The following is a 21,731-nucleotide window of genomic DNA, read 5'->3' as shown; positions in this document are numbered from 1 at the left end:
CACCGCATCCGCGGCCGGCGGGGCTTCGGCGTTGTCACACCGGTCCGGGTGCCGTATCCGCCATGTGGACGAGAAGCAGATCGCAGGCGCGCCGGATGTCGGTCTCGGTCTCCTCGATCGACACTCTGCCGTTCAAGAGCACCAGGATCAGGCCGAACCACACCATCGACAGCAGGCGCACCGCGTCGCGATCTGTGTCCGTGGGCTGTTCGATGCCGCCCTGCGCGAGCACGATGCCCTGGAAGACACGCTCCACCTCGACCGAATCCGGCACCACCGATGCGGAGGCGGTGCTGTTGGACACGAGCATGGCGGACGCGAGGCGGGGCCGCGCGACGATCGCGCGCGTCATGACGACAAGCGCGTCGCAGATCGCCTGCGGTGGGGCCACGCCCGGCGGTGGATCGGGCAGTCGTTCCTTCGCGCGTTCGAGTTGGCTCAGGAGCAACGCCACGAAGAGGTGCGTCTTCGACGGGAAATATCGGTACAGCGTGCCGATCGCGACACCCGCGTCCTTCGCGACCTCCGCCATCTGCACCCGGGTGAGTTCGTGTTCGGAACCGAGACGGGCGGCAGCGGTCAGGATCCGCACCTGCCGTTCGCGTTGCACGTCCGATGTCGGTTCGGCGCCCTCCCGCGCCTTGGCAATCCTCGGCATCGCCGGCCCCCTTCCTGCAATTGGACGTGCAGATTGTCCCATCGTGCCCGCATCCACCCGGGCGAGGGAGCCGGGTCGCCGGAATCACCGTTGGTCTCGCTCAGTGGGACCGCCGCCGGCGGGCAGACATCGGGCGCAGGGATCGGCGCGGCGATTTCGCGTGAACGTCCGCTGAGCGAGAACCGGTTCAGGCGTGGCGCAGGTCACCCATACTCTCGGATTCGTGGACGTCGCCGAACCCAGGCGGCCCGGGATCGAATCGGAGTGAGGCACATGCAGATTCAGTCGCTGACCCAGGAACGTGCGTTCGACGGTGACGTACCCACTCCCGACGAGATGCGCAGGGCGATGGGACGTTTCGCTTCGGGTGTCACCGTGGTGACCGGACTCGACGACGACGGCCCCGTCGGCTTCGCCTGCCAGTCGTTCGCATCCGTCTCGCTCGAACCGCCGCTGGTGCTGTTCTGCGCGGATCACCGGGGCCGGGCCTGGCCACGCATCCGGCGCGCCGGCCGGTTCACCGTCAACGTGCTCGGCGCCGAACAGACGGACCTGTGCGGGCGGTTCGGTTCGAGCCGGGGGCTCAAGTTCGACGGTCTCGACTGGGAACTGTCCCGATGGGGCACGCCCACCTTGCCGGGCGTGCTCATGCGAGTCCACGCCGAGGTCCACGACGTACACGTCGCCGGGGATCACGACATCGTCGTCGGCCGCGTGACCGAACTCGAATGCCCGGCAGAAGACCGTCCGATGGTCTTCTACCGGGGCGCGTTCGGCCTCGACGGCTGACCGACCGGGGTTACCCGGTGGCGGCGGCGCTGATCCCGGCCCGCCGCCCGAAGAAGCTCCCGTCACCGAGCGAGATTCCGCTGCAATATCCGCCGGCAGACAATCCGGAGGTACAGCGGCCCGCCGCGTACAGGCCCGGTATCGGATCGCCGTCGACGTGCAGGACCTCCGAGTCCACCGATGTCCGGAGACCGCCCAGCGTGAAACCACCGGTCATGCCGCGCAGGTCGATCGCAGCGATCGGCGACCCGATCGGCTTGACCCATTCGGGCTTCTTCCCGAGCACCGGATCGGTGCCTGCGGCGGCGTGCCGGTTGTACAACTCCACGGTGGCGGTCAGGGTGCCCTCGGGCAGACCCATCTCCGATTCGAGTTCGGCGACGCTCTCGCACACCCAGGTCGGCTGCCTGCGAAGCTGCGGGCTCGAACTCGGCGCTGCCATCCCTTCTTCGTACGCCGCCTCGTCGAGGACGAGAAACGCCTGGTTGTCGTTCTGGTACATGGTGAGCTGACCGATGCGGCCCGGATAGGTGTCCTCGGGGACGTACCGCTGTCCTCGTCCGTTGACGAGGATGCCGCGGGCCATCAGCTGGGGGTCGCAGAAGAAGGCGACCTCGCACGCGTCCATGTGCGCCAGTCCCGCACCGAGTGCCTGCGCCATGAGGATGGCGCGACCGTCGTGCTCCTCGACCGTCGCGGCGGGCCGCTTGTAGAGACGCGGCGCGTAGGCCTGCATCATCTCGTCGTTGTACGCGAACGAGCCGGTCGCGAGCACCACACCGCCGTGCGCGCGGACGGTGATCTCCTGTCCGAGTCGGGTCGCGGTCGCACCGACGACACGGCCGGTGCCGTCGACGACCAGGCGCTGCACCCGGATGTCGGATTCCACGCGGACACCGAGGTCGGTCGCCTTTCCGATCAGCGTGGTCATCAGAACGTGCCCGGCTCCCTGCTCGCCGTTGCGCGGCATCGGGACCTGCGCGAGGTGTCCGCGGGGCGCCGGCGGCACGAGTGTGTCGAACGGTGCCGCGTTCTCTCCCCCGCTGTACATCAGGGAGTCGTCGACGGGGCATTCCCAGCCGGGCTGGGACCAAAAACTTTCCTTGTACCGGACCCCGCACGCTTCGAGCCACTCGAAATGCTGCACGCTGCCGTCGCAGTAGACATCGAGTTTGTCCTGGTCGACTCCCGGCCCCAGCGCCTCGGCGAGAAACGTCTTCATGTTCTCGGGGGTGTCGTCGAATCCGCACGCCTTCTGCACCCGGGTGCCGCCGCCGAGGTACACGATGCCCCCGGACAACGCGGCCGCTCCACCGCCGCCGCCGGTGCGCTCGAGTACCAGCACATCGGCGCCGTTCTCCGCAGCACCGATCGCCGCGGACACCCCCGCAATGCCGTATCCCGCGATCACGACGTCGGCCTCGAAATCCCAGGTTCCGACGGTCTCGGAGGAAATCGGACGAATCGGTGAACTACTCATGGGCACAGCCCCTTCCGCATTACAGCCCAGTGGTCTCCTGCGGACCGTAAGCGGACCCGGACCGGTCGGCCGGGAGTATCCCGCTGGTCGGGAGCACGCCCACGCGCAGCGCCGCACATGCGCTTGCGTAGGTGCGACACCCACCACAACCGAGAGGACAACTCCCGTGCAGGACAACACCAGTGAATTCGACGTCATCGTCGTCGGATCGGGCGGCGGGGCGCTGGCAGGCGCATACTCCGCCGCTGCGGCCGGTCTGCGCACCGTCGTTCTGGAGAAGACCGGACTGTTCGGCGGCACCTCGTCGTACTCCGGCGGGGCGATGTGGCTGCCCGGCACCACGGTCCAGGAACGAGCGGGCCTCGGCGACTCGACCGACGCGGCACGCACCTATCTCGCGGCCGTACTGGGCGACGCGGAGAAGGATCGTCAGGAAGCGTTCCTGACCACGGCCCCGGTGCTCGTAGACTTCCTCGAGCGCGACCCGCACCTCGAATTCGAGTGGCGCCCCTTCCCCGACTACTACCCCGCACCGGGGCGTGTGGACGTGGGACGCGCGATCAATGCCCTGGACCTGCCGAGCGAACAGATCGGTGCTCTCCGTGAGCGAATTCGCCCCGAACCGGGACTCGATCGCAACGGTGAACCGCACCCCGACGAAACCCTCATCGCGGGACGCGCCCTGATCGGACGGCTGCTCCTTGCCCTGCAGGGCACCGGCAACGCGGACCTGCGTACCGGCACCGCCGTGCGGTCGCTGATCATCGAGAACGACCGGGTCGTGGGCGTGGAAGCGCTCACCGAGTCCGGGGAAACCGTCCGGATCCGCGCGACCCGCGGCGTGCTGCTCGCCGCCGGCGGCATCGAAGGCAACCAGGACATGCGCAGCGAGCACGGCACTCCCGGTGCCGCGGCGTGGAGCATGGGCCCGCGCGGTGCCAACACCGGCGATCTGCACGTCGCGGCTGCCGACGCAGGTGCCGCGATCGCGTTGACGGACGAGGCGTGGTGGTGCCCCGGTGTCGAGATGCCGGACGGATCGGGCGCATTCATGGTGTGCGTGCGCGGCGGCGTCCTCGTCGACGCGGACGGCCGGCGCTACCTCAACGAAATGCAGCCGTACGACCGGTTCGGGCGGGAGATGCTGGCACACGGCGTGTCGCGGTCGGTGCCGTCGTACCTGATCTTCGACTCGCGTGAAGGTGGGCCGGTACTGCCGGCCATGTCGATTCCCGAGGCGAGTGCGGACGATCATCTCGCCGCCGGAACGTGGGTGCGCGCCGACAGCATCGAAGAACTCGCCGCACAACTCGGCATGGACGCGGAGGCGCTGCGATCGACCGTCGAGCGCTTCAACGACTCGGCGGCCACCGGAGTCGACGAGGACTTCGCGCGCGGTGAAGACCCGTACGACGTGTTCTTCTGCCCGCCGAGCGAGAACCCCAACCGCGCCCTCACCGCCCTGACCGAGGCACCGTTCTACGCGGCCCGGATCGTTCTCAGCGATCTCGGGACGAAGGGCGGGGTGCGCACCGATACCGATGCGCGGGTGCTCCGTGAGGACGGTTCGGCGATCGCCGGGTTGTATGCGGCAGGCAACACCGCTGCATCACTCAGCGGCCGGTTCTATCCCGCGCCCGGAACTCCGCTGGGAACGGCGATGGTGTTTGCCTACCGCGCGGCCCAGCACATGGCGCAGGCGGACTCGGTACTCCCCGGCGCTGCCGTGACCGAGAGCTAGACGAGGTTGTCTTCGACGGGCAGCCCGAAGGCGTCCTTCCCGTAGAGGGCGAAGGCGCGTTCGGGCTCGTTCGCGACGTGCATGCTCCCGGCATGCGCGTCGCGCCACGCCCGTTCGATGACGTTGCCGAGAAACAAGGACGTTCCACCGGCTGTCTTGAACAGCAGATCGATTGCTTCGACGGCCCGTTCGGTGGCTCGTACCTGATCGCGCCTGGTTCGTAGCCGCAGGGAGAAGGGGATGTCGTCTCCGGCCTCGGCGAGTCGCCACAGTTCCCGGATGTTGCGTTCGAGTTGCAGTACGGCGGCGTCGATTTCCGACGACGCGCGCCCCACCGCGACCTGCGCGAACGGGTCGTCGGCGAACCGTCCGCCACCGAGGCTCAGCCGCACCCGTTCCCGCATCGCCGCCAGGTACTCGTCGTAGCAACCCTCGACCACGCCGACGATAGGCACGGCGACGGTGGTCGCGAAGAGCGACGCGAACGGAAGCCGGTACAGGGGGCCGGCATTGACTTTCTGACCGGGACCGCGAAGGTTCGCGGTGTCGAAGTTGCGCACGACCCGGTACGAAGGAACGAACACGTCGTCGACGGTGATTTCGTTACTGCTCGTTCCCCGCATGCCGACGACGTTCCACACGTCGCGAATCGAGTAGTCGTCACGCGGAACGAGTGCGGTGACGAAATCCAGCGGTCTACCGTCCGCGCCGACGACCATCCCGCCCAGCAGTGCCCACGACGCGTACTCGCATCCGGACGAGAACATCCACGTCCCCGACAACCGGTAGCCGTCGCCGACCTGCCGGAGCCTGCCGACCGGCGCGTACGCGGACGACACGAGTGTCGACTCGTCGCGGCCCCAGACGTCGTGCTGTGCGCGGTCGGGGAACAGCGCGAGATGCCAGGGATGCACACCGACGACCGATGCGATCCATCCCGTCGACCCACATGCCGCCGACAGCGCCCGCACGACCTCGTAGAACCGCATGGGGTCGGTTTCGGTCCCGCCGTAGCGTCGCGGTTGCAGCATCCGGAAGACGCCGGCGGCAACCAGTTCCGCGATCGTCTCGTCGGGAATCCTGCGCGACTCGTCGATGTGCGCGGCCCGGGCCGCCAATCCGGGTGCGAGTTCCCGTACCGCGTCGAGCACGTGGCAAGGCGTCATGGAGTGCGCTCCCGTCCTGCTACCCCGTCAGTGCGACGGCGGAGTGAATGCCGCCAGGGGTTCGGACGCCGACCAGTCGTGTCCCCAATAGCTGTCTGCGGTGATTTCCTCTGCCGTGTAGAAGGTCTCGTCCACGAGCATTCCTTCGGTACCGAATTCGATGTCCCAGCCGCCCGGTGCCCGGACATAGAACGAGACCATCTTGTCGTTGGTGTGCCGGCCGAGCGTCGACGAAATCGAGAAGCCCAGGTTGCCGATCCGGTCGAGTGCCTGACCCACCGCGTCGAGGGTGTCCACCTCGAGCATGAGATGGACCAGACCCGGCGCGCCGAGCGGCGGCGCGGGGCACAACGCCAGGCTGTGGTGGCGGCGGTTGACGCCGAGGAAACGCACGCGCCGGACGGGAGGCGGCGCGGACAGACCACCGAGGCGGGTCGCACCCCGGGGAAGGAAACCCAGTACCTCGGTATAGAACTCGTACGATTCGGCGAACATCGCGGAGGGGAGCACCACGTGTCCGAGGCCCTCCGGCCCGGTGTGGAACGTGCCGCCGAACGGAGTCACGAGCGGGCTGTGGTCGAGTACGGGGCCGAAGAACACCTCGGTACGGGTGCCGCCCGGATCGTCGAAGGCGATGACCTGTTCGGCGTCGCGGTACGTGGACTCCTCCTCGCTCAGCACCTCGACCGAGATGCCGGCCTTCTCGACCGCTTCCCGGACACGCCGGAGCGCGAATTCGTCGCGCACCTCCCAGCCCACCGCCAGGGCACGGTCGGTGTCGCCCGGAAGGACGATCAGGCGTGAGCGCCGCTCGTCGATCCGCAGGTAGAGCCCGTCGCTCTCGGGTCCGGTGCCGACGGCCATCCCCAGCCCGTCGACGACGAGTTCACGCCAGCGAGCCACGTCGCGGGTCTGAATCCTGACATAGCCGAGTCCACGGATATCCGTCATGTCCGTCCTTTCCTGCCTGGGGGGTGGAACTAGATCATCGAGCGCATCATGCCCTGCGGTTCCTCACCGAGCTGGGTGAGCGTCGCCGCATGGAAGATCGATCCGGGCACGTGGATGGCGTGGCTCAGACCGGCGTGGGCATCGCGCCAGAAACGCTGGAGCGGGTTGCTCAACTGCAGGGCACCGCCGCCCGCGCGGCCGAAGATCTCGTCGACCGCGGCCACCGCACGCCACGCGGCAGCGGTCTGCGTCCGCCTGCCGACGGCACGCATCTCGAAGGTGACCTCCTTGCCGCGCTCGGTGAGATCCCAGAACCGGTCGACGGTCTCGAGGACGGCGGCACGCGAGGCGGCGATCTCCGCGGCCGCGTTGCCGAGCGCGGACAGCACGTACGGATCCTGCTTGATCGCGGTTCCGGAGACGGTGACCCGTTCGCGCTGCGTCTCGATGTAGCAGTTGAGGGCGCCCTCGGCGATACCGATGAGCGACGAGGTGATGCCCAGCGGGAAGATGCACGAGAAGGGGAACTTGTAGAGCGTCTCCTCGCGTCCGGCGTCCTGCCACGCCACGCCGCCCATCACCCGTTCCGCCGCCAGCGTGCGGTACGCCGGGAGAAAGGCGTTCTCGACGATGAGGTCCTTGGAACCGGTGCCACGCAGGCCGACGACGTTCCAGCTCTCGTGGTCGATGCGGTAGTCGGATCTCGGCACCAGCACGTGCAGGCTCTTCGGCGGAGACACCCGCTTGCCGTCCTTGTCGCCGACTGCCGCACCGATCATCACCCAGTCGCAGTGATCGGTGCCCGACGAGAACGACCAGCGGCCGTTGAGGATGTATCCGCCGTCGACGGGAGTCGCCACGCCCATCGGCGCGTAGGGCGAGGCGATCCAGGTGTCGGGGTTCTCGCCCCACACTTCCTGCTGCGCCTTCGGGTCGAAGAACGCCATCTCCCAGGGGTGTACACCCACGATGCCGCTGACCCAGCCCGTCGCGCCGTCCATCGCGCCGATGGCCATCGCCGTCTCCGCGAACTCTCGCGGGTGAGCCTCCAGGCCGCCGAATTCCTTGGGCTGCAACATCCGGATGACGCCTGCGTCGCGGAGCCGTCCGGCACTGCGGTCGGTCAGACGCATGAGCGTGTCACCCTCGGCGCCGTCCGCCCGGATTTCGTCTGCAAACTCTGCGAGGGAGTCGAGGACCTGTCCCATGATGTCTCCAGCTTTCTGATGGCGACGCCCGGTCACCGTGCGAATGTGCTGCCGGCGGCGTCGGAGTTCCGGTGGTGGCTACGGTCTCAAGAGATCGCAGCCGTGCTCCGGAAATGTTCCACTGAGCGGGATCGACCGGGGCCGAGGGTGTTCAGACGGTCAGGACGCCGTGGCGTCGTCCCGCTTCAGGAACGCCAGGACCGTCGCGAGCCACGCGTCGCGGGCCTCGATCATCGTCCAGTGCCCGCAGTTGGGGAACACGTGCAGTTCTCCGCGGCGCAGGTCCCGCATCGGGAGCATCGCCATGTCGACCGGGCTGACCCGGTCGTCACGGCCCCAGGTGAGCAGGGTCGGTGCGGTGATCCGGCCGAGTTGCGCCCAGTAGGGGGTGGCGTCGGAGGCGAGGGCTGCCCGCCCGGCCGCGGCGAATGCCGCGGTGCTGTACATGCGACGCGCGATTTCCAGGGTCTTGGGCTCGGTGGCCAGTGCCCACCGCTCCTCGATGAGCTCTTCGGTGATGATCGCCGGGTCGTACACCATGGAATGCAGCCAGCGGACGAGCTTTTCGCGTGTCGGATCGTCCGTGAACTCCATCAGAAGCTTGATGCCCTCGCCCGGTGCCGGCGCGAAGACCGAACGTCCTGCGCCGCCGATGGTGACAAGCTTGCTCACCCGGTCGGGCTGTGCGATCGCGAACTGGGTACCGACGATGCCGCCCATCGAGTTGCCGATGATCGCTGTCCGGTCGAGGCCCAGTCCGTCGAGGAAGTCGGCGACCGCTACCGACGCCATCGCCATCGGGTGACCCTCGCAGGGGTCACTGACCCCGAATCCGGGAAACTCCAGGACGAGGCACCGAAAGTGCTCGGAAAGGTCGGCGAGCACGCCGCGATAGTTGCGCCATCCGGTGACTCCGGGGCCGGACCCGTGCAGAAGGACGAGCGGTTCTCCGGCACCTGCCTCGTGGTAGCGGAGGGTGCCCCGGTCGGTCTCGAGCGTCCTGGCAGTCTCGTCGTAACTCAATTCGGTCGTCATATCCGAGACGTTCCCAGTGACGGCCCTCACGCGGCGCGCGACCTCCCGGTCACCGGGACGTGCCCGGCGGTCGTCGGTCGTGGCGGGTTATATCCACTCCCCCGATTGGGTGGCGAGCAGCCGCTCCATGGCGTGCGAGGACCACGACTCTGCGGGGACCCGCGCCGTGCGGGTGCCCCGCCGGGGAACGCTCAGTTCGGGATACAGCGCGCGCGAAACGTCGCGGGCCGCCGCCGCGACGAGCGGCGCGGTCCGTTCGAGAAGACCCGCGCGGGTGGGACCGCACAGGGAGATCGAGGCGATGGGCCCCTCGGGTCCCCGAATGGCGGCACCGACACATGCCATCCCGACCGCGGACTCACCGGTTTCGAATGCCAGACCGCGCCGGCTACGGATGCGGTTGAGTTCGAGATGCAGAGTCGACAGATCGTGGATGGTGCGGTCTGTACGGCGGGCGAGCCGCTCGTCGTAGAGGTCGTCGACCTGCTCGGGCTCGAGGCCTGCGAGCAAGGCTTTTCCGCACGCGCTGGCGTAGGCGGGAACCCGGCCGCCGACACGGGACGGCAGTGCCGCGGCGAGCTGGCCGCCGATCTTGTCGAGATAGACGCAGTCACCGCCGTCGAGCACCGCGAGGTGCGCGACCATGCCCGTGGTCATGTGGAGTTCGTAGAGCAGCGGAGCGGCGGCTTCCCGGATCCGGATGTGGCCGTTGTCGCCTTCGGTCATGGCCTTCGCCCGCCGGCCCAGGCAGTAACCGAACGACGCGTGGTCGATCCAGTCGAGCCGAACCATCTGGTCGAGGATGCGATGAACGGTCGAGCGCGGCAGTCGCGTGCGGCACGCGACCTCTTCGAGAGTGAGACGAGACGAGCGATCGTCGAAGGCATCGAGGATCAGGGTCATGCGTTCCACCATCGACGCGGGAAGCTCGCGCTTCGCGGACTCGGCCGGTTTCGCGTAGTCGGACTCTGACATCGGCACCCTTTCGTTCACCTGCACAGAACCCACAGAACGACAAACTGAAATTCATTCTTGTGGTCTGCACCAAAGGGTACTACGGAAGGTGACGAAGTACACACACCGCCCGCACATCCCACTGACCAGGAAGAACCTGTCCACCGATCTGCGGCGCCGGTACAACCGGAGAGCAAGGTGCCCCATCGACCTGCAGTCGTCACGGCAATCGCGTGACCACCGACGAAAGTGCCGAAACAGCCATGACCGAAGTCCCCTCCGCTCTCTTCCGCCCGCTCGCCGTCCGCTCCCTTCGGCTGCGCAACCGCATCGTAATGTCGCCGATGACGCGGTCGCACTCGCCGGGTGGAGTACCGGGACCGGACGTGGCCGAGTACTACCGGCGCCGTGCCGCCGGGGGCACGGCACTCATCGTCACCGAGGGAGTGGCGATCGACCACCCCACCGCCGTCGACAACCCCCGCGTGCCTCACATGTACGGCGAGGCCGCACTCGACGGGTGGCGCCGCGTCGTCGACGCGGTCCACGCCGAAGGCGGCCGGATCATTCCGCAGCTCTGGCACGTCGGGCCGCTGTGGGGAGCCATGACGGCAGATGTCGATCCCGCCCTGACCCCGATGCGGCCGTCGGGAGTGTGGGGAGAACCCGGCGTCACCTCGTACAGAGCCGACTATGTCGCCCGCGCGTCGAAGCCCACGCGCGCCATGACCGACGAGGACATCACGCAGGTCGTCGACGCATACTCCCGTGCCGCAGCGGCTGCGAAGGAAGTCGGATTCGACGGCGTCGCGCTGCACGGCGGTCACGGTTACCTGCTCGACTCGTTCCTCTGGGAAGGAACCAACCTGCGGGAGGACCGCTGGGGCGGTGACCTCCGAGACCGGACCCGATTCCCCGCGGCAGTCGTTGCAGCCATTCGCGCGACCATCGGTGAGGACCTGCCGATCTTCTATCGATTCTCGCAGCACAAGCAACAGGACTACGAAGCCAAGATCGCGCACACGCCGGACGAGCTGAAGGCCGTCCTCTCGCCGCTGGCCGACGCCGGCGTGGACGTGTTCGACGCAAGCATCCGCCGCTTCGATCTGCCCGCGTTCGAGGGCAGCGACCTCACCCTCGCCGGATGGGCCAAGAAGGTCACGGGCGCCGTGTCCATGGCGGTCGGAAGCGTCGGCATCGGCGCAACCCTGCGCGAGAGCCGCACCCAGGGCAGCGCTCCCGTGCGAGACAACCTTCCGGAACTCGAAAGCCGGATGGGCAGGGACGAATTCGATCTGATCGCCATCGGGCGACTTCATCTCGCCGATCCCACGCTCGCGACGACGTTGCGCAACGGCGCAGCGCTGCCGGAATTCGACCGCACCGTCCACGAGGCGGCACTGCTCTGATCTCGGTGCACCGGAGACGTCGGCAGTCTCGATGAGCGGGAACACAACTCGGAGAGTTTGTTACCTCATCTAGAAAGTGATGCGCACCACTCCCGACTGGAGTGAGGAAACCCCGCGGGCCACGACGGGCCGCCGAGAGTCTGGATGCGCAGTGACGTCATACGCTAACGAGCTATCCCACCGGGAGCCCGAACATACTTCCGGCCGAGGACGATTCGACCGCAGGCAACCCGTCTGGGTAATCGTGGCGGTGTTGATCGCCGTCGAGATCATCAGCGCTTTCGAAACTTCCATGATGTTCGCAGCGATCCCCACGCTCATCACGGATTTCGACAGCGACGCGTCGACCGTCGGCTGGGCCGTCACCTCGTTCCTCCTCGTCGCGGCCGCATCTGCCGCGGTCTGTGGCCGCCTCGGCGACATGTACGGACGTGAACGGGTATTGATCGTTCTTCTGGTGGTCGCAGCGGTGGGTTCCATCATCAGCGCCGCGGGCGACAGTCTCACCAGCATCATCGTCGGCCGCACCATCCAGGGTGTTGCCGGCGCGATCCTTCCGTTGTGCATCGGCCTCGCACGTGAGCACCTTCCGTCGGGCAAGGTTCCCGTCGCCGTCGCGCTGATCTCGGGATCCGCCGTTGCGGCGGGTTCGGCGTCACTGCTGGTCGCGGGGCTGCTCATCGACTACGCCAGCTGGCACATGATCTTCGTCGTCGCTGCCGCGTACTCGGTGTTCGCGATTCTGCTCGTGTGGTTCGTCCTGCCGTGGCGGCCGCCGACCGGCACGAAGGAGAAAATCGACTACGTCGGAGCGGTGACATTCGCGGCATCCGTCGCTGCGATCCTCCTCGGCGTCAACAAGTCGCAGGCCTGGGGCTGGGCCGACGGCCGGACCCTCGGCCTGATCGTCGGTGGCGCCGTCGTACTCGTTCTGCTCGTGCGGTGGGAGTTGCGCGTGCCGTCACCGATCATCAATGTGCGCCTCTTCGCCGGACGCAAGTTCTCGCTGACGATGCTCGCGACGGTCGCGATCGCCGCAGGACCGATGGGCGTCGCCACCATGATCATCCCGATCATCATGCAGACACCCACGTCGGACGGCTTCGGCCTGGGCCTGAGCGCGACGCACGCGGGCTGGTTGTCCTTCATCGGGTCGATGTTCGGTTTCGCGTGCACACCCCTCAGCGGCCGTATCTCGGCGGCCGTCGGGTCCCGCGTATCGATGTTGATCGGCAGCATTCTCTTCGTCGCCAGCACCGTGACCATGATGACCGCTCACAATTCGGTCGTGGCGATGACCGCGATGGTCGTGGTGGTGTCGGTCGCCACCGCATTCGCCTACACCGCCCTGCCGAACCTCATCGTCGAGGCCGTGCCCGAACGCAACACGAGCGAGGCGACCGGCACGAATGCGGTGCTGCGTACCGCAGGACAGGGTGTCGGCACGTCCGTCGCCACCATGTTGCTCGCGTTCGCGGCCACTCCGATCGGTGGCCTGAACATGATCGGCGTCATGTTCCTGGTACTGGCGTTCATCGCGATCGCGCTCACCGTGATGATTCCCCGTGGCGTCCCGGACGCAGTCGCCTCCTGACCCATCCGACGTCTTCTCGTTTCCTCCCGGCATGAGGAGGCACCCTGCGCGCCCGGTTCCGCCCGGGCGCGCAGTGCGTTCATCCAGAGGCCGGCCGACTGTGTCTACTCGGGCGTTCCATGTATGTCGGGCCGTAGGCAACAAATCCGAACCGGGAGTAGAGCGGCTGCGCATCCTCCGTATGCAGCATCCACCGGAAGTCTGCTGCGTCGATATCCGACAGCAGGCACTCGAGCACGGCGCTCCCGACGCCGTCGCCCCGATGCTCCGGGAAGACGAATCCGTCTGCGATGTACCCGTAGGCGACACCGTCGGACGACACCCGGACCGCGCCGAGCAGTTGCCCGGAGTCCGGCTCCCTCGCGGCGTAGATCTTCCAGGCACTCTCGAATTGTTGCCGTATCCGATCGCGCGACCGCCACCTGTTCCAGTAGGCGTCGCCGGTCAGAAAATCCAGGACACGGGACAGTTCGTCCTCCGACAGTCGATTGTCGACGACGATGCTCATGGATCGCCCCCCTTCCAGCACTGTGCTCGCGACTACAGTGCCGCACGCAGAAAGCCCCGTCCAGCCCTGCGATCAGGGCGGGACGGGGCAGTCATCCCTGGTGAGGGAGTCGACAGTTCTGTCAGCGGTTCATCAGGGCACGCATCGCTTTCGCTGCTCCTTCGACCAGCTCGCGACGAGGGAATCCGCTGCGCTTCACCGCTGCGTCGTAGTTTCCGCCCGCGATCCACACCGGACCGTCCTCGAGATGTTCGAGGCCTTCGCGTGCAACATCTTCCGACTCCGAGACACGCATGCCGGGGACATCGAAGTTCAGTCCGGCGCGCACCATCGCGGGGGTGCGCGTGACACCGAGGACGAGTTCGACGACGTGGACACCGTGGGGTGCGAGTTCGAGCCACAGGCTCTCCGCGAACACCCGGCTGAACGCCTTCGACGCCGAGTAGATGCTCTGGTGTTCCGAGCCCATGTATCCCGCGAGGGAGCCGAGCAGCATGATGCCGCCGCGGCCCCGCTCCTTCATCGGCGCACCGAACAGTTGCGCGAGTTCGACCTGACGGTGCACGTTGAGGTCGATCACGCCGCGGAATCCCTCGAGGTCGCCGGTGACGAACTCGTGTCCGTAGCTGTTGGCACCCGCATTGAAGATGAACAACCCCACCTCGAGATCCGCTGTCGCGGCGCGGATCTCGTCGACTGCGTCGGCGGCGAGCAGATCGAGCGCGAGAGTGCGTACCTGTACGCCGTTCTCGCGGGCGCGGTCCGCGGTCTCCTCGAGCGGTCCGGGCTTCCGTGCGATGAGCACGAGATCGAATCCGGCACGGCTCAATTCGTCAGCGAAGGCGGCGCCGACACCCTCCGATCCTCCGGCGATCACGGCCCACGGGCCGTACTGTGCACGATCGAGGTTGAGGGGTTCGGTCATCGCGGATCCTCCGGAGTGGTCGGGTCGAAGCTTCATTGGACAACAGGTGCTGGCACGGGCGCGTCGTCGTAGACGTCGAGGACGCCCGACGCCGCCGCGCGTGTGATGGTTTCCGCGAGCCGGGTGCACGCCATGCGCGGGGCACCCGGGCGGCCGTCGCGGCCGGCGTCGTCCTGCACCTGAGGACAGCGCCGGCGCGCGTCGGCGTTCCACTGGATGGAGGTGTGCTCCCAGCTGTTCTTCTGAACCAGCACTTGTGCCGAGCACTCGGCACACCGCAGCGGTTCCATCCGGTTCTCCATCGTTACTACTCCTACCCCGCGCTGGTGGGTTGTTCCTCGAGTGCCTTGCGGGCGATGTTGGCTTCGACTTCCTTCATCCACGCAGCAACCGGGCGCGTCGTGTCCATCTCGAACTCGAAGCGGTCGGTCATCTCCGGCTTCACCTCGTCCACGTCGACGTAGAACTGCTCGTACCAGCGGCGAAGCTGGTACACCGGGCCGTCCTCTTCGCACAGCAGCGGGTTGTCGATGCGGGTCTTGTTGCGCCAGATCTCGATGTCCTGCTCGAAGCCCTTGGCGATGAAGTTGCCGAACTGCTGCGCGACCTTCAGCGCCTCGTCGCCTTCGAAGCGATCGGACTTCTTGACGATCATTCCGTACATCAGCACGAACTTGTTCTCGGAGACCGGGTAGTGGCAGTTGATGAGGGTCGACTCGATGTCGTAGCCCTCGTACTCGTAGACCAGGTCGTCGATCATGAACGACGGCCCGAAGTAGCTCGCGTCCGAGCGACTGCCGAGCATCCGCGGCTGGCCCGCGGCGTGCGGACGGGCGTCCTCGCGCGCCTTGCCGCGCATGAACTGGCTGGCCACGTGACCTTCGAAGACGTTCTTGAAGTACGTCGGGAAGGAGTAGTGCACGTAGAAGAAGTGCGCCATGTCGACGATGTTGTCGATGAGTTCGCGGCAGTTGGTGTCGACCTCGGTCCGGTACCAGACCCAGTCGGTCCACTCGTCGCTCAGCGCGCCCTCGATCCGGGGGATCGTGACGTCCGCCGGCGGCGGGTTGCCCTGCGGGTCGTTCCACACGAACAGCAGACCGTCCTGCTGGAGCGTGTGCCACGCGCGCGTCTTCGCGATGGGCGGAACCCGGCGGGCGTACGGAATGTTGGTGCAGCGGCCGTTGCCGCCCCAGCGCCAGTCGTGGAACGGACACGCAACCTGGTCACCCTTGACGGTGCCCTGGCTCAGATCGCCACCCATGTGACGGCAGTAGCCGTCGAGGATCTTGAGCTCGCCTGCGGTGTCCGCCCAGACGACGAGCTTGGTGCCGAAAGCCTCCACGGAATGCGGCTTGCCGTCCTTGAAGGACTCGGCGAGGCCGAGGCAGTGCCAGCCGCGTGCGAAACGGGTAGGAGCAGAGCCCGCGACGATCTCGCGGACCTCGGTGGTGTCGGAAGTGCCCAGGCTCACGGTCGTCCGTCCTTTCGGGGGATTGGGAAGTACGGGGGTACACCGGCGGAAATCGGCACGTGTTGTGCCGGTCGGGGTCTCGCCGCTTCGATGATCCTGACGCTAGGTGATCACCGTCACGCCCAATCCCGGCGTCTCACTGGGCGGGACTCACGAACTCCGGGTGTCGGACGCCGACCAGAACGCGCGCATCGACGCGATCCGGCCATCGTCGGCGAAGGTCATGACATCGATCGGTTCGAAGACGTACTCGGTCCCGTCCACCTCCGAGGTCACCCGGAAGTGGAAGGCCGCTTCGTTGCCTGCGATCCGCAGGGTGAGCAGTTCCGTCGAGTTGCGCGAGTGCTCGAGTCCCGCATACAGCGGGAGGATCGCGTCGCGTCCCGTGCGCACGTCGCTGCCGACGGGGTCCTCGACGGTCGCAGTGTCGGTGTAGAGGTCGGCTATGCCGGCTGCGGACGACGCCTCGATCCGCCGCAGGTACTCGGCGACGGTGGCGCGAATGCGGTCGGGGCCCGGGATCTCTTGGTTCATGGCGGCCTCAGACGCTCTGCGCGGGCGCCGGCGCGGGGAGCAGCGCAGCCCTGCCGTTCGCGGCGAATTCGGCCTCGAGACGCGCGCGTGCGTCGTCGTCGAAGGGCACGTACTCCGCCGTACGCGCGACACGTACGTACACCGTGTCGTCGGTGTTCCAGGCGGCCGCACGCAAAGGCGCCTTGTCCACCTTGTTGCTGCCGGTGAGCGGGATGTGGTCGGTCACCCGGACGAAGCGTGGCCACCACTTGTCACCCATATCCGGCTGCTCGGCGAGGAACGCGCCGAATGCTGCCGGGTCGAACACCGATCCGGGGTCCAGTTCGACAGCGCACATCACCTGGTCCCCGGTGGCGGGGTCCGGAACAGCGAAGACGGGCGCGGAGAGGATTCCGGGGCACCGATGCAGAACCCGCTCGACCGGAGCGGCCGAGAAGTTCTCGCTGTCGACCCGCAGCCAGTCCGACGACCGGCCCGCGAAGTAGAAGAACCCGTCGGCGTCGCGATAACCGAGGTCACCGGACCAGAAATCGTTCCCCTTGATCCGGTCCGCCATCGCGCCGGGATTCTTGTAGTAACCCTCGAAGGTGTGGGCTGTGTTGCGGGCGACGATCTCCCCGACCGCTTCACCGTTGATCAGGCGGCCCGTGTCGTCGAACTCGGCCGGCGGGCATTCCTCGCCGGTGACCTCGTCGAGGATCCGCACGTCGACGCCGCCCACCGCGACTCCGAGCGAACCGGTCGGGGTATCGGGAGTGCGGTTGATGCGGAAGACCCCTTCACTCGAGCCGTACCCCTCGATGACGGTGCAGCCGAAGCGCTCCGAGAACCGGGCGACGTCCACTTCGGAGGCTTCGGTCCCGAATGCCACTTCGAGTGTTCCGTCCCGGTCGCGCGGATCTTCGGGACGGCTGAGGACATAGGCGAGCGCGCGCCCGACGTAGTTCACGAAGGTCGCACCGTAGCGATGGATGTCGTCGGCGAAGCGGCTCGCGGAGAACTTCCGGATCATGCTCACGGTCGCACCCACGCTCATCGCGGTACCGAGGTTGAGCATCAGGGCGTTGCCGTGGAACAGGGGCATGCACAGGTACGTGACCGAGTCGCGGCGCATGTGCGTGCGTTCCGAGAGCGGCCCGAACAGCCGGGCGAGCCGGCCCTGGCTGACGACGACCGCCTTGGGAGCGCCGGTCGAACCCGAACTGAACAACAGCAGCGCGATGTCGTCCGGCGACGGCCGGGTCTCGGGAAGCTGGGCACCACGGAACGGTTCGAGGAACGCGCGGTATCGCGGGCTGTCGACGTCGAGGATCTTCTCGGCGGGCAGGCCGTGGTCGGTGCCGGCGACGAGATGCGCCAGGCGCGACTCGGTGATGATCAGGTCGACGTCGGCGTGCCGGACGTCCCGGGCGATTTCCGGGCCGCTTCGGCTGGCGTTGATCCCCACCACCACGGCACCGGCGAGTGCTCCCGCGCCGATCCAGAACACGAAGTCCGGAACGTTCTCGAGAAGCACTCCGATGTGGCGTTGCCGTCCCTCGGGCAGTGGCACGGTCGACACGAGCGCCGAGGCACGATCGGCGCTTTCCTGGACAACTTCGTCCCAGGTCCAGCGCTGGTCCTCGAAGCGCAGTCCCACCTTGGCGTCGCCGCGGCGAGCTCGCACTACTTCGGCGAACGTGTCCAACTCATACCTCCAGATAGTCACGAGCGATGGGGCCATCACGGGCAGTCCGATCACAACAGACGCTCACGCGGCGCCGCGCCGGATTCCCGGCCAGCGGGAGCGCACGCGAGGGCTTCTAGCTCTGGGCGAAGACCGCGCGGCCTCCCGACAGCACTGCTCCTGCCTCGGTGGTGACGTCGAACCGCACCTCGGACGACGCGCCCCAGGCGCGGATCTCGGCGGTGTCGCCGGGGAAGACCGGGGCCGCGAACCGACCGGACAACGCGACGAGATCTGCGGGGTGTGCTCCGAGCTCTTGCGCGAGCGGCAGAGTCGTCGCGGCCAGCGTGCACAGTCCGTGGAGAATCGGCCGCGGCTGTCCGATCCCGGCTGCGGCGTCCGGATCTATGTGGATGTGGTGACGATCGCCGGTGAGCCGGTACAGCGCGGCCTGTTCCGCGTGGGTGGTGAGGAGTGCGGTCGAGTCGGGTTCGCCGTCCGGTTGCGCGGGGGCGGACGGACCGCGGTCCCCGCCGAATCCGCCCGCTCCCGGCGCGAACAGCGACCATGTGGCGACGAAGTACTCGCTTTCCACCACAACCTCGAAGACTGCGGCGCGGCCCTTGTCCCACACGTCCCCGACCCGAGCCGTCATCGCGATGCTGCCGGACTTCGGAAGCGGGCTGAGAACGTCCAGCTGCTGGGAGCCGTGGAGTGCGGTCTTCGTATCGAATGCACCGAGCGATCCCAACGCATCCGGCGCCCACTGCGCCAAGGTCAGAGCGAAAGTCGGCAGCACCCGGAGGCGGTCCTCGAAGACGAGGTCGAGGTCTGTGGCGCGAGCCCCCACAGCGAGCGCATACAGAATCGCGTCGCGCTCGTCATAGGTGACCGTGCGGGTGCCGAGTTCGGCACCGCGCCAGGTTGCCGGGGTCGGCGTGTCGGTCGTGGTTGCATCGTGTGCGGGCATCGTTTCGTGTCCTTTCCGAGCGTGCTGATCGCACGCTAGGCACCCCCTGTAGCGGGGGTCACCGAGCATCCCACTGACCGGTACATTCGAACAGGGCGTTCATCGGCGTGAGAGATTCTTGCGATCCGATCCACGAGGAGGGGCATTCGTGCAGCGTGCAGGATCACCGGCGACTCACCGGTCGTCGGCGACGACCGGTCCGAGCCGGACCGCCACGCGATCCGGACTCGGCGGTGCACGATGAGCATTCCGTCGGATCCCTTCCCCTTCCTGGACCAACTCATCTCCCGGCTCACCGGGCCCGGCGGCGAGTTCGAGATCGTGATGGACGAGGTCCTCGGTACCTCGATGCCGGTCATGCGTAAACGGAACCGCGCGGTGGCGGATCTGCTGTCGCAGTCGCTCGTCTGGGGTGATCGCGAGTATCTCGTCACGGCCGACCGCCGCATCACCTTCGACGAGAACGCGAGGGAGTCCTATGCCCTCGCCGCCGCGCTGCGCGAGAGATACGGCGTGCGTGCGGGCGACCGGGTAGCCATCCTGTCGGCCAACAGACCCGAGTGGGTCACCGTGTTCTGGGCGACCCAGGCTCTCGGCGCCATCACGGTCGGGCTCAACGCATGGTGGGTGCAACCGGAACTGGAGTTCGGTATCCGCCATTCCCGCCCGCGCATCGTCTTCGTCGATGCTCCGCGTGTCGAGGCGGTCGCGAAGATCGCCCCGAGCGACACGGTGGTGCTGTCGGTCGAGACGGATCTGCCCGCACTGATCGCCGAGTTCGACGGCCGGCAGCCACCGCCCCCGCGAATCGACGAGGACGACCCGGCAGTCCTGTTGTACACCTCCGGTACGAGCGGGGACCCCAAGGGGGCGTTGCACTCTCAGCGCAATCTCTTGGCCGTCGTCGATTATCAGCGCTACACCGAAGCGATCCACACGATCTGGACAGGCGAAACGTACGACCGCTCGGCCCCGTCCGATGCCCGCTACCTGCTCACGTCATCGATGTTCCACATCACGAGCCTGCACAACACGATCGTGCCGCGGCTGGCGATGGGAAGCACCGTGATCATGAACCAGGGATGGTTCGACGTCCACCGTGTCCTGGAATTCATCGAACGCGAACAGGTGACGCACTGGCTGGCCGTGCCGTCGATGGCGGCACGCATGCTCGAAGACGAGGACCTCGACCGGTACGACCTGACGTCGCTGACACGGTTCACCCTGTCCTCGGAACCGTCCACACCGGAGTTCAAACAGCGCCTGCGCGAGCAACTCCCGTTCGGACGGCACGCGATGGTCGACAGCTACTCCATCACCGAATGCAGCACATCGATCGCGGTGGCCAGCGCACAGGAACTCGAGAAGCATCCGGGTACCGTCGGCGTCCCGATCATCACCGTCAGCCTCGAGATCCGCGATCAGTACGGCGAATGGCTGCCCGACGGGCACGTCGGCGAGGTATGCGTCCGCAGTCCATTCGTCATGATCGGGTACTGGGACGACGAGAAGGCCACCGCCGAGGCGATCACGCCGGACCGCTGGCTTCGGACCGGCGATTTCGGGGTCGTCGAGAAGGGCCGGCTCCGGCTGGTCGGCCGGCGTGCGGATCTGATCCATCAGAACGGCGAGAACATCTATCCCTCCGAGGTCGAACGAGTGCTTGCCCAGCATCCTGCCGTGCGCGAGTGCGTGGTGACGGGAGCACCGCACGCCGACTGGGGGCAGGAAGTCGTCGCGGTGGTCGTGCTCGTCGCGGGAACGACGGTGACCGAGGAGGATCTGACCAAGTTCGCCGCCGAGCACCTCGCCTATTTCAAGGTACCCACGCGGTGGCGCCTGACCCATGATTTGTTGCCCCGCAACTCCACCGGAAAGATCGTCCGTAAGGGCTGGCGCGGTACGCACGGTCCGGAAATGTGAACGCCCGGGCGGCTCCTGCTGCGGCGTGCGTAGTAGGAGCCACCCGGACGTCGGCGTCAGGGGATCAGCTCAGGCGTTCGAGCACCATCGCCATACCCTGACCACCACCGACACACATCGTCTCCACACCGAACTGCTTGTCCTGCTCACGCAGATTGTTCAGCAGCGTGTTCGTGATCCGCGCACCCGTCATACCGAACGGATGCCCCAGCGCGATCGCACCACCGGAGATATTGAGCTTGTCCTCATCGATCCCGAGTTCACGAGCCGACCCGAGCACCTGCACCGCGAACGCCTCGTTGATCTCGAACAGATCGATATCCGAGATTCCCATCCCCGCATTGGCCAGCGCCCGACGAGTCGCATCGATCGGACCCAGACCCATGATCTCCGGCGACAAGCCCGACACCCCGGTCGAGACGATCCGCGCCAGCGGCGTCAACCCGAGAGCCTTCGCCTTCGTGTCGGACATGATCACCAGCGCCGCCGCACCGTCGTTCAGCGGGCACGCATTACCTGCGGTGACCGTGCCGTCCGGCCGGAACACCGGCTCGAGCTGGCTGACCTTCTCGTACGTGGTGCCGGCGCGCGGGCCGTCGTCGGTGGAGACGACCGTGCCGTCGGCCAGCGTGACGGGCGTGATCTCCTTTGCGAAGAACCCCGACTTGATGGCTTCCTCGGCCCGGTTGTGCGAGCGGACGCCCCACCGGTCCTGGTCTTCGCGGGAAATCCCCGTGTAGGACGCG

The 21,731-nt window shown here is 67.1% G+C and carries 20 protein-coding genes; 5 read left to right on the top strand and 15 right to left on the bottom strand.

What is annotated here, in order from left to right; translation table 11 throughout:
• Nucleotides 1–34: 34 nt before the first annotated feature.
• Nucleotides 35–658 carry a TetR family transcriptional regulator gene (locus ACFWBU_RS19695; protein ID WP_169623116.1) on the bottom strand — a complete coding sequence of 208 codons (624 nt, stop codon included), beginning with the start codon at nt 656–658 and terminating at the stop codon, nt 35–37.
• Between the two features lie 273 nt (nt 659–931).
• Here ACFWBU_RS19695 and ACFWBU_RS19690 point away from each other — a divergent pair, with 273 nt between their 5' ends.
• The gene (locus ACFWBU_RS19690) at nt 932–1,447 is read left to right on the top strand and encodes a flavin reductase family protein (RefSeq protein ID WP_169623115.1); all 516 of its coding nucleotides are present in this window, start codon (nt 932–934) and stop codon (nt 1,445–1,447) included.
• A 10-nt stretch (nt 1,448–1,457) separates the two neighbouring features.
• Here the strand turns inward: ACFWBU_RS19690 and ACFWBU_RS19685 are convergent, their stop codons facing one another.
• Nucleotides 1,458–2,927, bottom strand: coding sequence for an FAD-dependent oxidoreductase (locus tag ACFWBU_RS19685; RefSeq protein ID WP_378529033.1), 1,470 nt, complete (start codon nt 2,925–2,927; stop codon nt 1,458–1,460).
• A gap of 166 nt (nt 2,928–3,093) precedes the next feature.
• Between ACFWBU_RS19685 and ACFWBU_RS19680 the strand changes: the two genes are divergently transcribed.
• Nucleotides 3,094–4,668 carry an FAD-dependent oxidoreductase gene (locus ACFWBU_RS19680; protein WP_378529032.1) on the top strand — a complete coding sequence of 525 codons (1,575 nt, stop codon included), beginning with the start codon at nt 3,094–3,096 and terminating at the stop codon, nt 4,666–4,668.
• On the opposite strand, the gene hsaA is transcribed toward ACFWBU_RS19680, so the two are convergent.
• The 5 genes from hsaA to ACFWBU_RS19655 all read right to left on the bottom strand — a co-directional run bounded on the left by hsaA (nt 4,665) and on the right by ACFWBU_RS19655 (nt 10,003).
• Entirely contained in the window at nt 4,665–5,834 is a 1,170-nt protein-coding gene (gene hsaA / locus ACFWBU_RS19675; RefSeq protein ID WP_169652024.1) for a 3-hydroxy-9,10-secoandrosta-1,3,5(10)-triene-9,17-dione monooxygenase oxygenase subunit, read from the bottom strand. The two genes, ACFWBU_RS19680 and hsaA, sit on opposite strands and share 4 nt — an antisense overlap.
• Before the next feature lie 27 nt (nt 5,835–5,861).
• The gene (locus ACFWBU_RS19670) at nt 5,862–6,785 is read right to left on the bottom strand and encodes a VOC family protein (RefSeq protein ID WP_378529031.1); all 924 of its coding nucleotides are present in this window, start codon (nt 6,783–6,785) and stop codon (nt 5,862–5,864) included.
• Nucleotides 6,786–6,814: 29 nt separating this feature from the next.
• Nucleotides 6,815–7,993, bottom strand: coding sequence for an acyl-CoA dehydrogenase family protein (locus tag ACFWBU_RS19665; protein WP_169623110.1), 1,179 nt, complete (start codon nt 7,991–7,993; stop codon nt 6,815–6,817).
• 159 nt (nt 7,994–8,152) lie between these two features.
• Complete coding sequence (locus tag ACFWBU_RS19660) at nt 8,153–9,028, bottom strand: alpha/beta fold hydrolase (RefSeq protein WP_169623109.1); 876 nt, start codon at nt 9,026–9,028, stop codon at nt 8,153–8,155.
• A gap of 87 nt (nt 9,029–9,115) precedes the next feature.
• Nucleotides 9,116–10,003 carry an IclR family transcriptional regulator gene (locus ACFWBU_RS19655; protein ID WP_169623108.1) on the bottom strand — a complete coding sequence of 296 codons (888 nt, stop codon included), beginning with the start codon at nt 10,001–10,003 and terminating at the stop codon, nt 9,116–9,118.
• Nucleotides 10,004–10,245: 242 nt separating this feature from the next.
• Here ACFWBU_RS19655 and ACFWBU_RS19650 point away from each other — a divergent pair, with 242 nt between their 5' ends.
• Both ACFWBU_RS19650 and ACFWBU_RS19645 read left to right on the top strand, forming a co-directional pair.
• Nucleotides 10,246–11,391, top strand: a complete 1,146-nt coding sequence (locus ACFWBU_RS19650) for a 12-oxophytodienoate reductase (protein WP_378529034.1) — start codon at nt 10,246–10,248, stop codon at nt 11,389–11,391.
• Nucleotides 11,392–11,635: 244 nt separating this feature from the next.
• Nucleotides 11,636–12,985: an MFS transporter gene (locus ACFWBU_RS19645; protein WP_296550238.1), complete on the top strand. Its 1,350-nt coding sequence runs from the start codon at nt 11,636–11,638 to the stop codon at nt 12,983–12,985.
• A 79-nt stretch (nt 12,986–13,064) separates the two neighbouring features.
• Here ACFWBU_RS19645 and ACFWBU_RS19640 read toward each other — a convergent pair whose 3' ends face one another.
• From ACFWBU_RS19640 to ACFWBU_RS19610, 7 genes are all read right to left on the bottom strand, one after another.
• A complete protein-coding gene (locus ACFWBU_RS19640; RefSeq protein WP_169623106.1) occupies nt 13,065–13,493 on the bottom strand; it encodes a GNAT family N-acetyltransferase in 429 nt (142 codons plus the stop codon).
• A 121-nt stretch (nt 13,494–13,614) separates the two neighbouring features.
• Nucleotides 13,615–14,418: an SDR family oxidoreductase gene (locus tag ACFWBU_RS19635; protein WP_296550236.1), complete on the bottom strand. Its 804-nt coding sequence runs from the start codon at nt 14,416–14,418 to the stop codon at nt 13,615–13,617.
• 32 nt (nt 14,419–14,450) lie between these two features.
• Nucleotides 14,451–14,708, bottom strand: a complete 258-nt coding sequence (locus ACFWBU_RS19630) for a hypothetical protein (protein WP_169623129.1) — start codon at nt 14,706–14,708, stop codon at nt 14,451–14,453.
• 23 nt (nt 14,709–14,731) lie between these two features.
• Nucleotides 14,732–15,892 (bottom strand): Rieske 2Fe-2S domain-containing protein, encoded by a 1,161-nt coding sequence (locus tag ACFWBU_RS19625; protein ID WP_169623104.1) that lies wholly within the window; start codon nt 15,890–15,892, stop codon nt 14,732–14,734.
• Between the two features lie 150 nt (nt 15,893–16,042).
• Entirely contained in the window at nt 16,043–16,426 is a 384-nt protein-coding gene (locus ACFWBU_RS19620) for a nuclear transport factor 2 family protein (RefSeq protein ID WP_169652026.1), read from the bottom strand.
• A gap of 7 nt (nt 16,427–16,433) precedes the next feature.
• Nucleotides 16,434–18,113, bottom strand: a complete 1,680-nt coding sequence (locus tag ACFWBU_RS19615) for an AMP-binding protein (protein ID WP_378529030.1) — start codon at nt 18,111–18,113, stop codon at nt 16,434–16,436.
• Nucleotides 18,114–18,228: 115 nt separating this feature from the next.
• Nucleotides 18,229–19,062 (bottom strand): MaoC/PaaZ C-terminal domain-containing protein, encoded by an 834-nt coding sequence (locus tag ACFWBU_RS19610; protein WP_169652028.1) that lies wholly within the window; start codon nt 19,060–19,062, stop codon nt 18,229–18,231.
• Between the two features lie 240 nt (nt 19,063–19,302).
• On the opposite strand from ACFWBU_RS19610, the gene ACFWBU_RS19605 reads away from it, so the two are divergent.
• Nucleotides 19,303–20,985 carry a class I adenylate-forming enzyme family protein gene (locus ACFWBU_RS19605; protein ID WP_169652029.1) on the top strand — a complete coding sequence of 561 codons (1,683 nt, stop codon included), beginning with the start codon at nt 19,303–19,305 and terminating at the stop codon, nt 20,983–20,985.
• Nucleotides 20,986–21,049: 64 nt separating this feature from the next.
• Here the strand turns inward: ACFWBU_RS19605 and ACFWBU_RS19600 are convergent.
• A partial coding sequence (locus ACFWBU_RS19600) for an acetyl-CoA C-acyltransferase (RefSeq protein ID WP_378529029.1) occupies nt 21,050–21,731 on the bottom strand: 682 nt, incomplete at its 5' end.

Source organism: Rhodococcus sp. NPDC060084 (assembly GCF_042730335.1).
Lineage (GTDB): Bacteria > Actinomycetota > Actinomycetes > Mycobacteriales > Mycobacteriaceae > Rhodococcus.
This window is presented reverse-complemented; position numbering and strand designations above follow the sequence as displayed.

Excerpts from the sequence above, each read along its gene's own strand:
- ACFWBU_RS19695 (WP_169623116.1), bottom strand. The coding sequence starts at position 658 with ATGCCGAGGATTGCCAAGGCGCGGGAGGGCGCCGAACCGACATCGGAC.
- ACFWBU_RS19690 (WP_169623115.1), top strand. The coding sequence starts at position 932 with ATGCAGATTCAGTCGCTGACCCAGGAACGTGCGTTCGACGGTGACGTA.
- ACFWBU_RS19685 (WP_378529033.1), bottom strand. The coding sequence starts at position 2,927 with ATGAGTAGTTCACCGATTCGTCCGATTTCCTCCGAGACCGTCGGAACC.
- hsaA (WP_169652024.1), bottom strand. The coding sequence starts at position 5,834 with ATGACGCCTTGCCACGTGCTCGACGCGGTACGGGAACTCGCACCCGGA.
- ACFWBU_RS19670 (WP_378529031.1), bottom strand. The coding sequence starts at position 6,785 with ATGACGGATATCCGTGGACTCGGCTATGTCAGGATTCAGACCCGCGAC.
- ACFWBU_RS19665 (WP_169623110.1), bottom strand. The coding sequence starts at position 7,993 with ATGGGACAGGTCCTCGACTCCCTCGCAGAGTTTGCAGACGAAATCCGG.
- ACFWBU_RS19660 (WP_169623109.1), bottom strand. The coding sequence starts at position 9,028 with ATGACGACCGAATTGAGTTACGACGAGACTGCCAGGACGCTCGAGACC.
- ACFWBU_RS19655 (WP_169623108.1), bottom strand. The coding sequence starts at position 10,003 with ATGTCAGAGTCCGACTACGCGAAACCGGCCGAGTCCGCGAAGCGCGAG.
- ACFWBU_RS19650 (WP_378529034.1), top strand. The coding sequence starts at position 10,246 with ATGACCGAAGTCCCCTCCGCTCTCTTCCGCCCGCTCGCCGTCCGCTCC.
- ACFWBU_RS19640 (WP_169623106.1), bottom strand. The coding sequence starts at position 13,493 with ATGAGCATCGTCGTCGACAATCGACTGTCGGAGGACGAACTGTCCCGT.
- ACFWBU_RS19635 (WP_296550236.1), bottom strand. The coding sequence starts at position 14,418 with ATGACCGAACCCCTCAACCTCGATCGTGCACAGTACGGCCCGTGGGCC.
- ACFWBU_RS19630 (WP_169623129.1), bottom strand. The coding sequence starts at position 14,708 with ATGGAACCGCTGCGGTGTGCCGAGTGCTCGGCACAAGTGCTGGTTCAG.
- ACFWBU_RS19620 (WP_169652026.1), bottom strand. The coding sequence starts at position 16,426 with ATGAACCAAGAGATCCCGGGCCCCGACCGCATTCGCGCCACCGTCGCC.
- ACFWBU_RS19610 (WP_169652028.1), bottom strand. The coding sequence starts at position 19,062 with ATGCCCGCACACGATGCAACCACGACCGACACGCCGACCCCGGCAACC.
- ACFWBU_RS19605 (WP_169652029.1), top strand. The coding sequence starts at position 19,303 with ATGAGCATTCCGTCGGATCCCTTCCCCTTCCTGGACCAACTCATCTCC.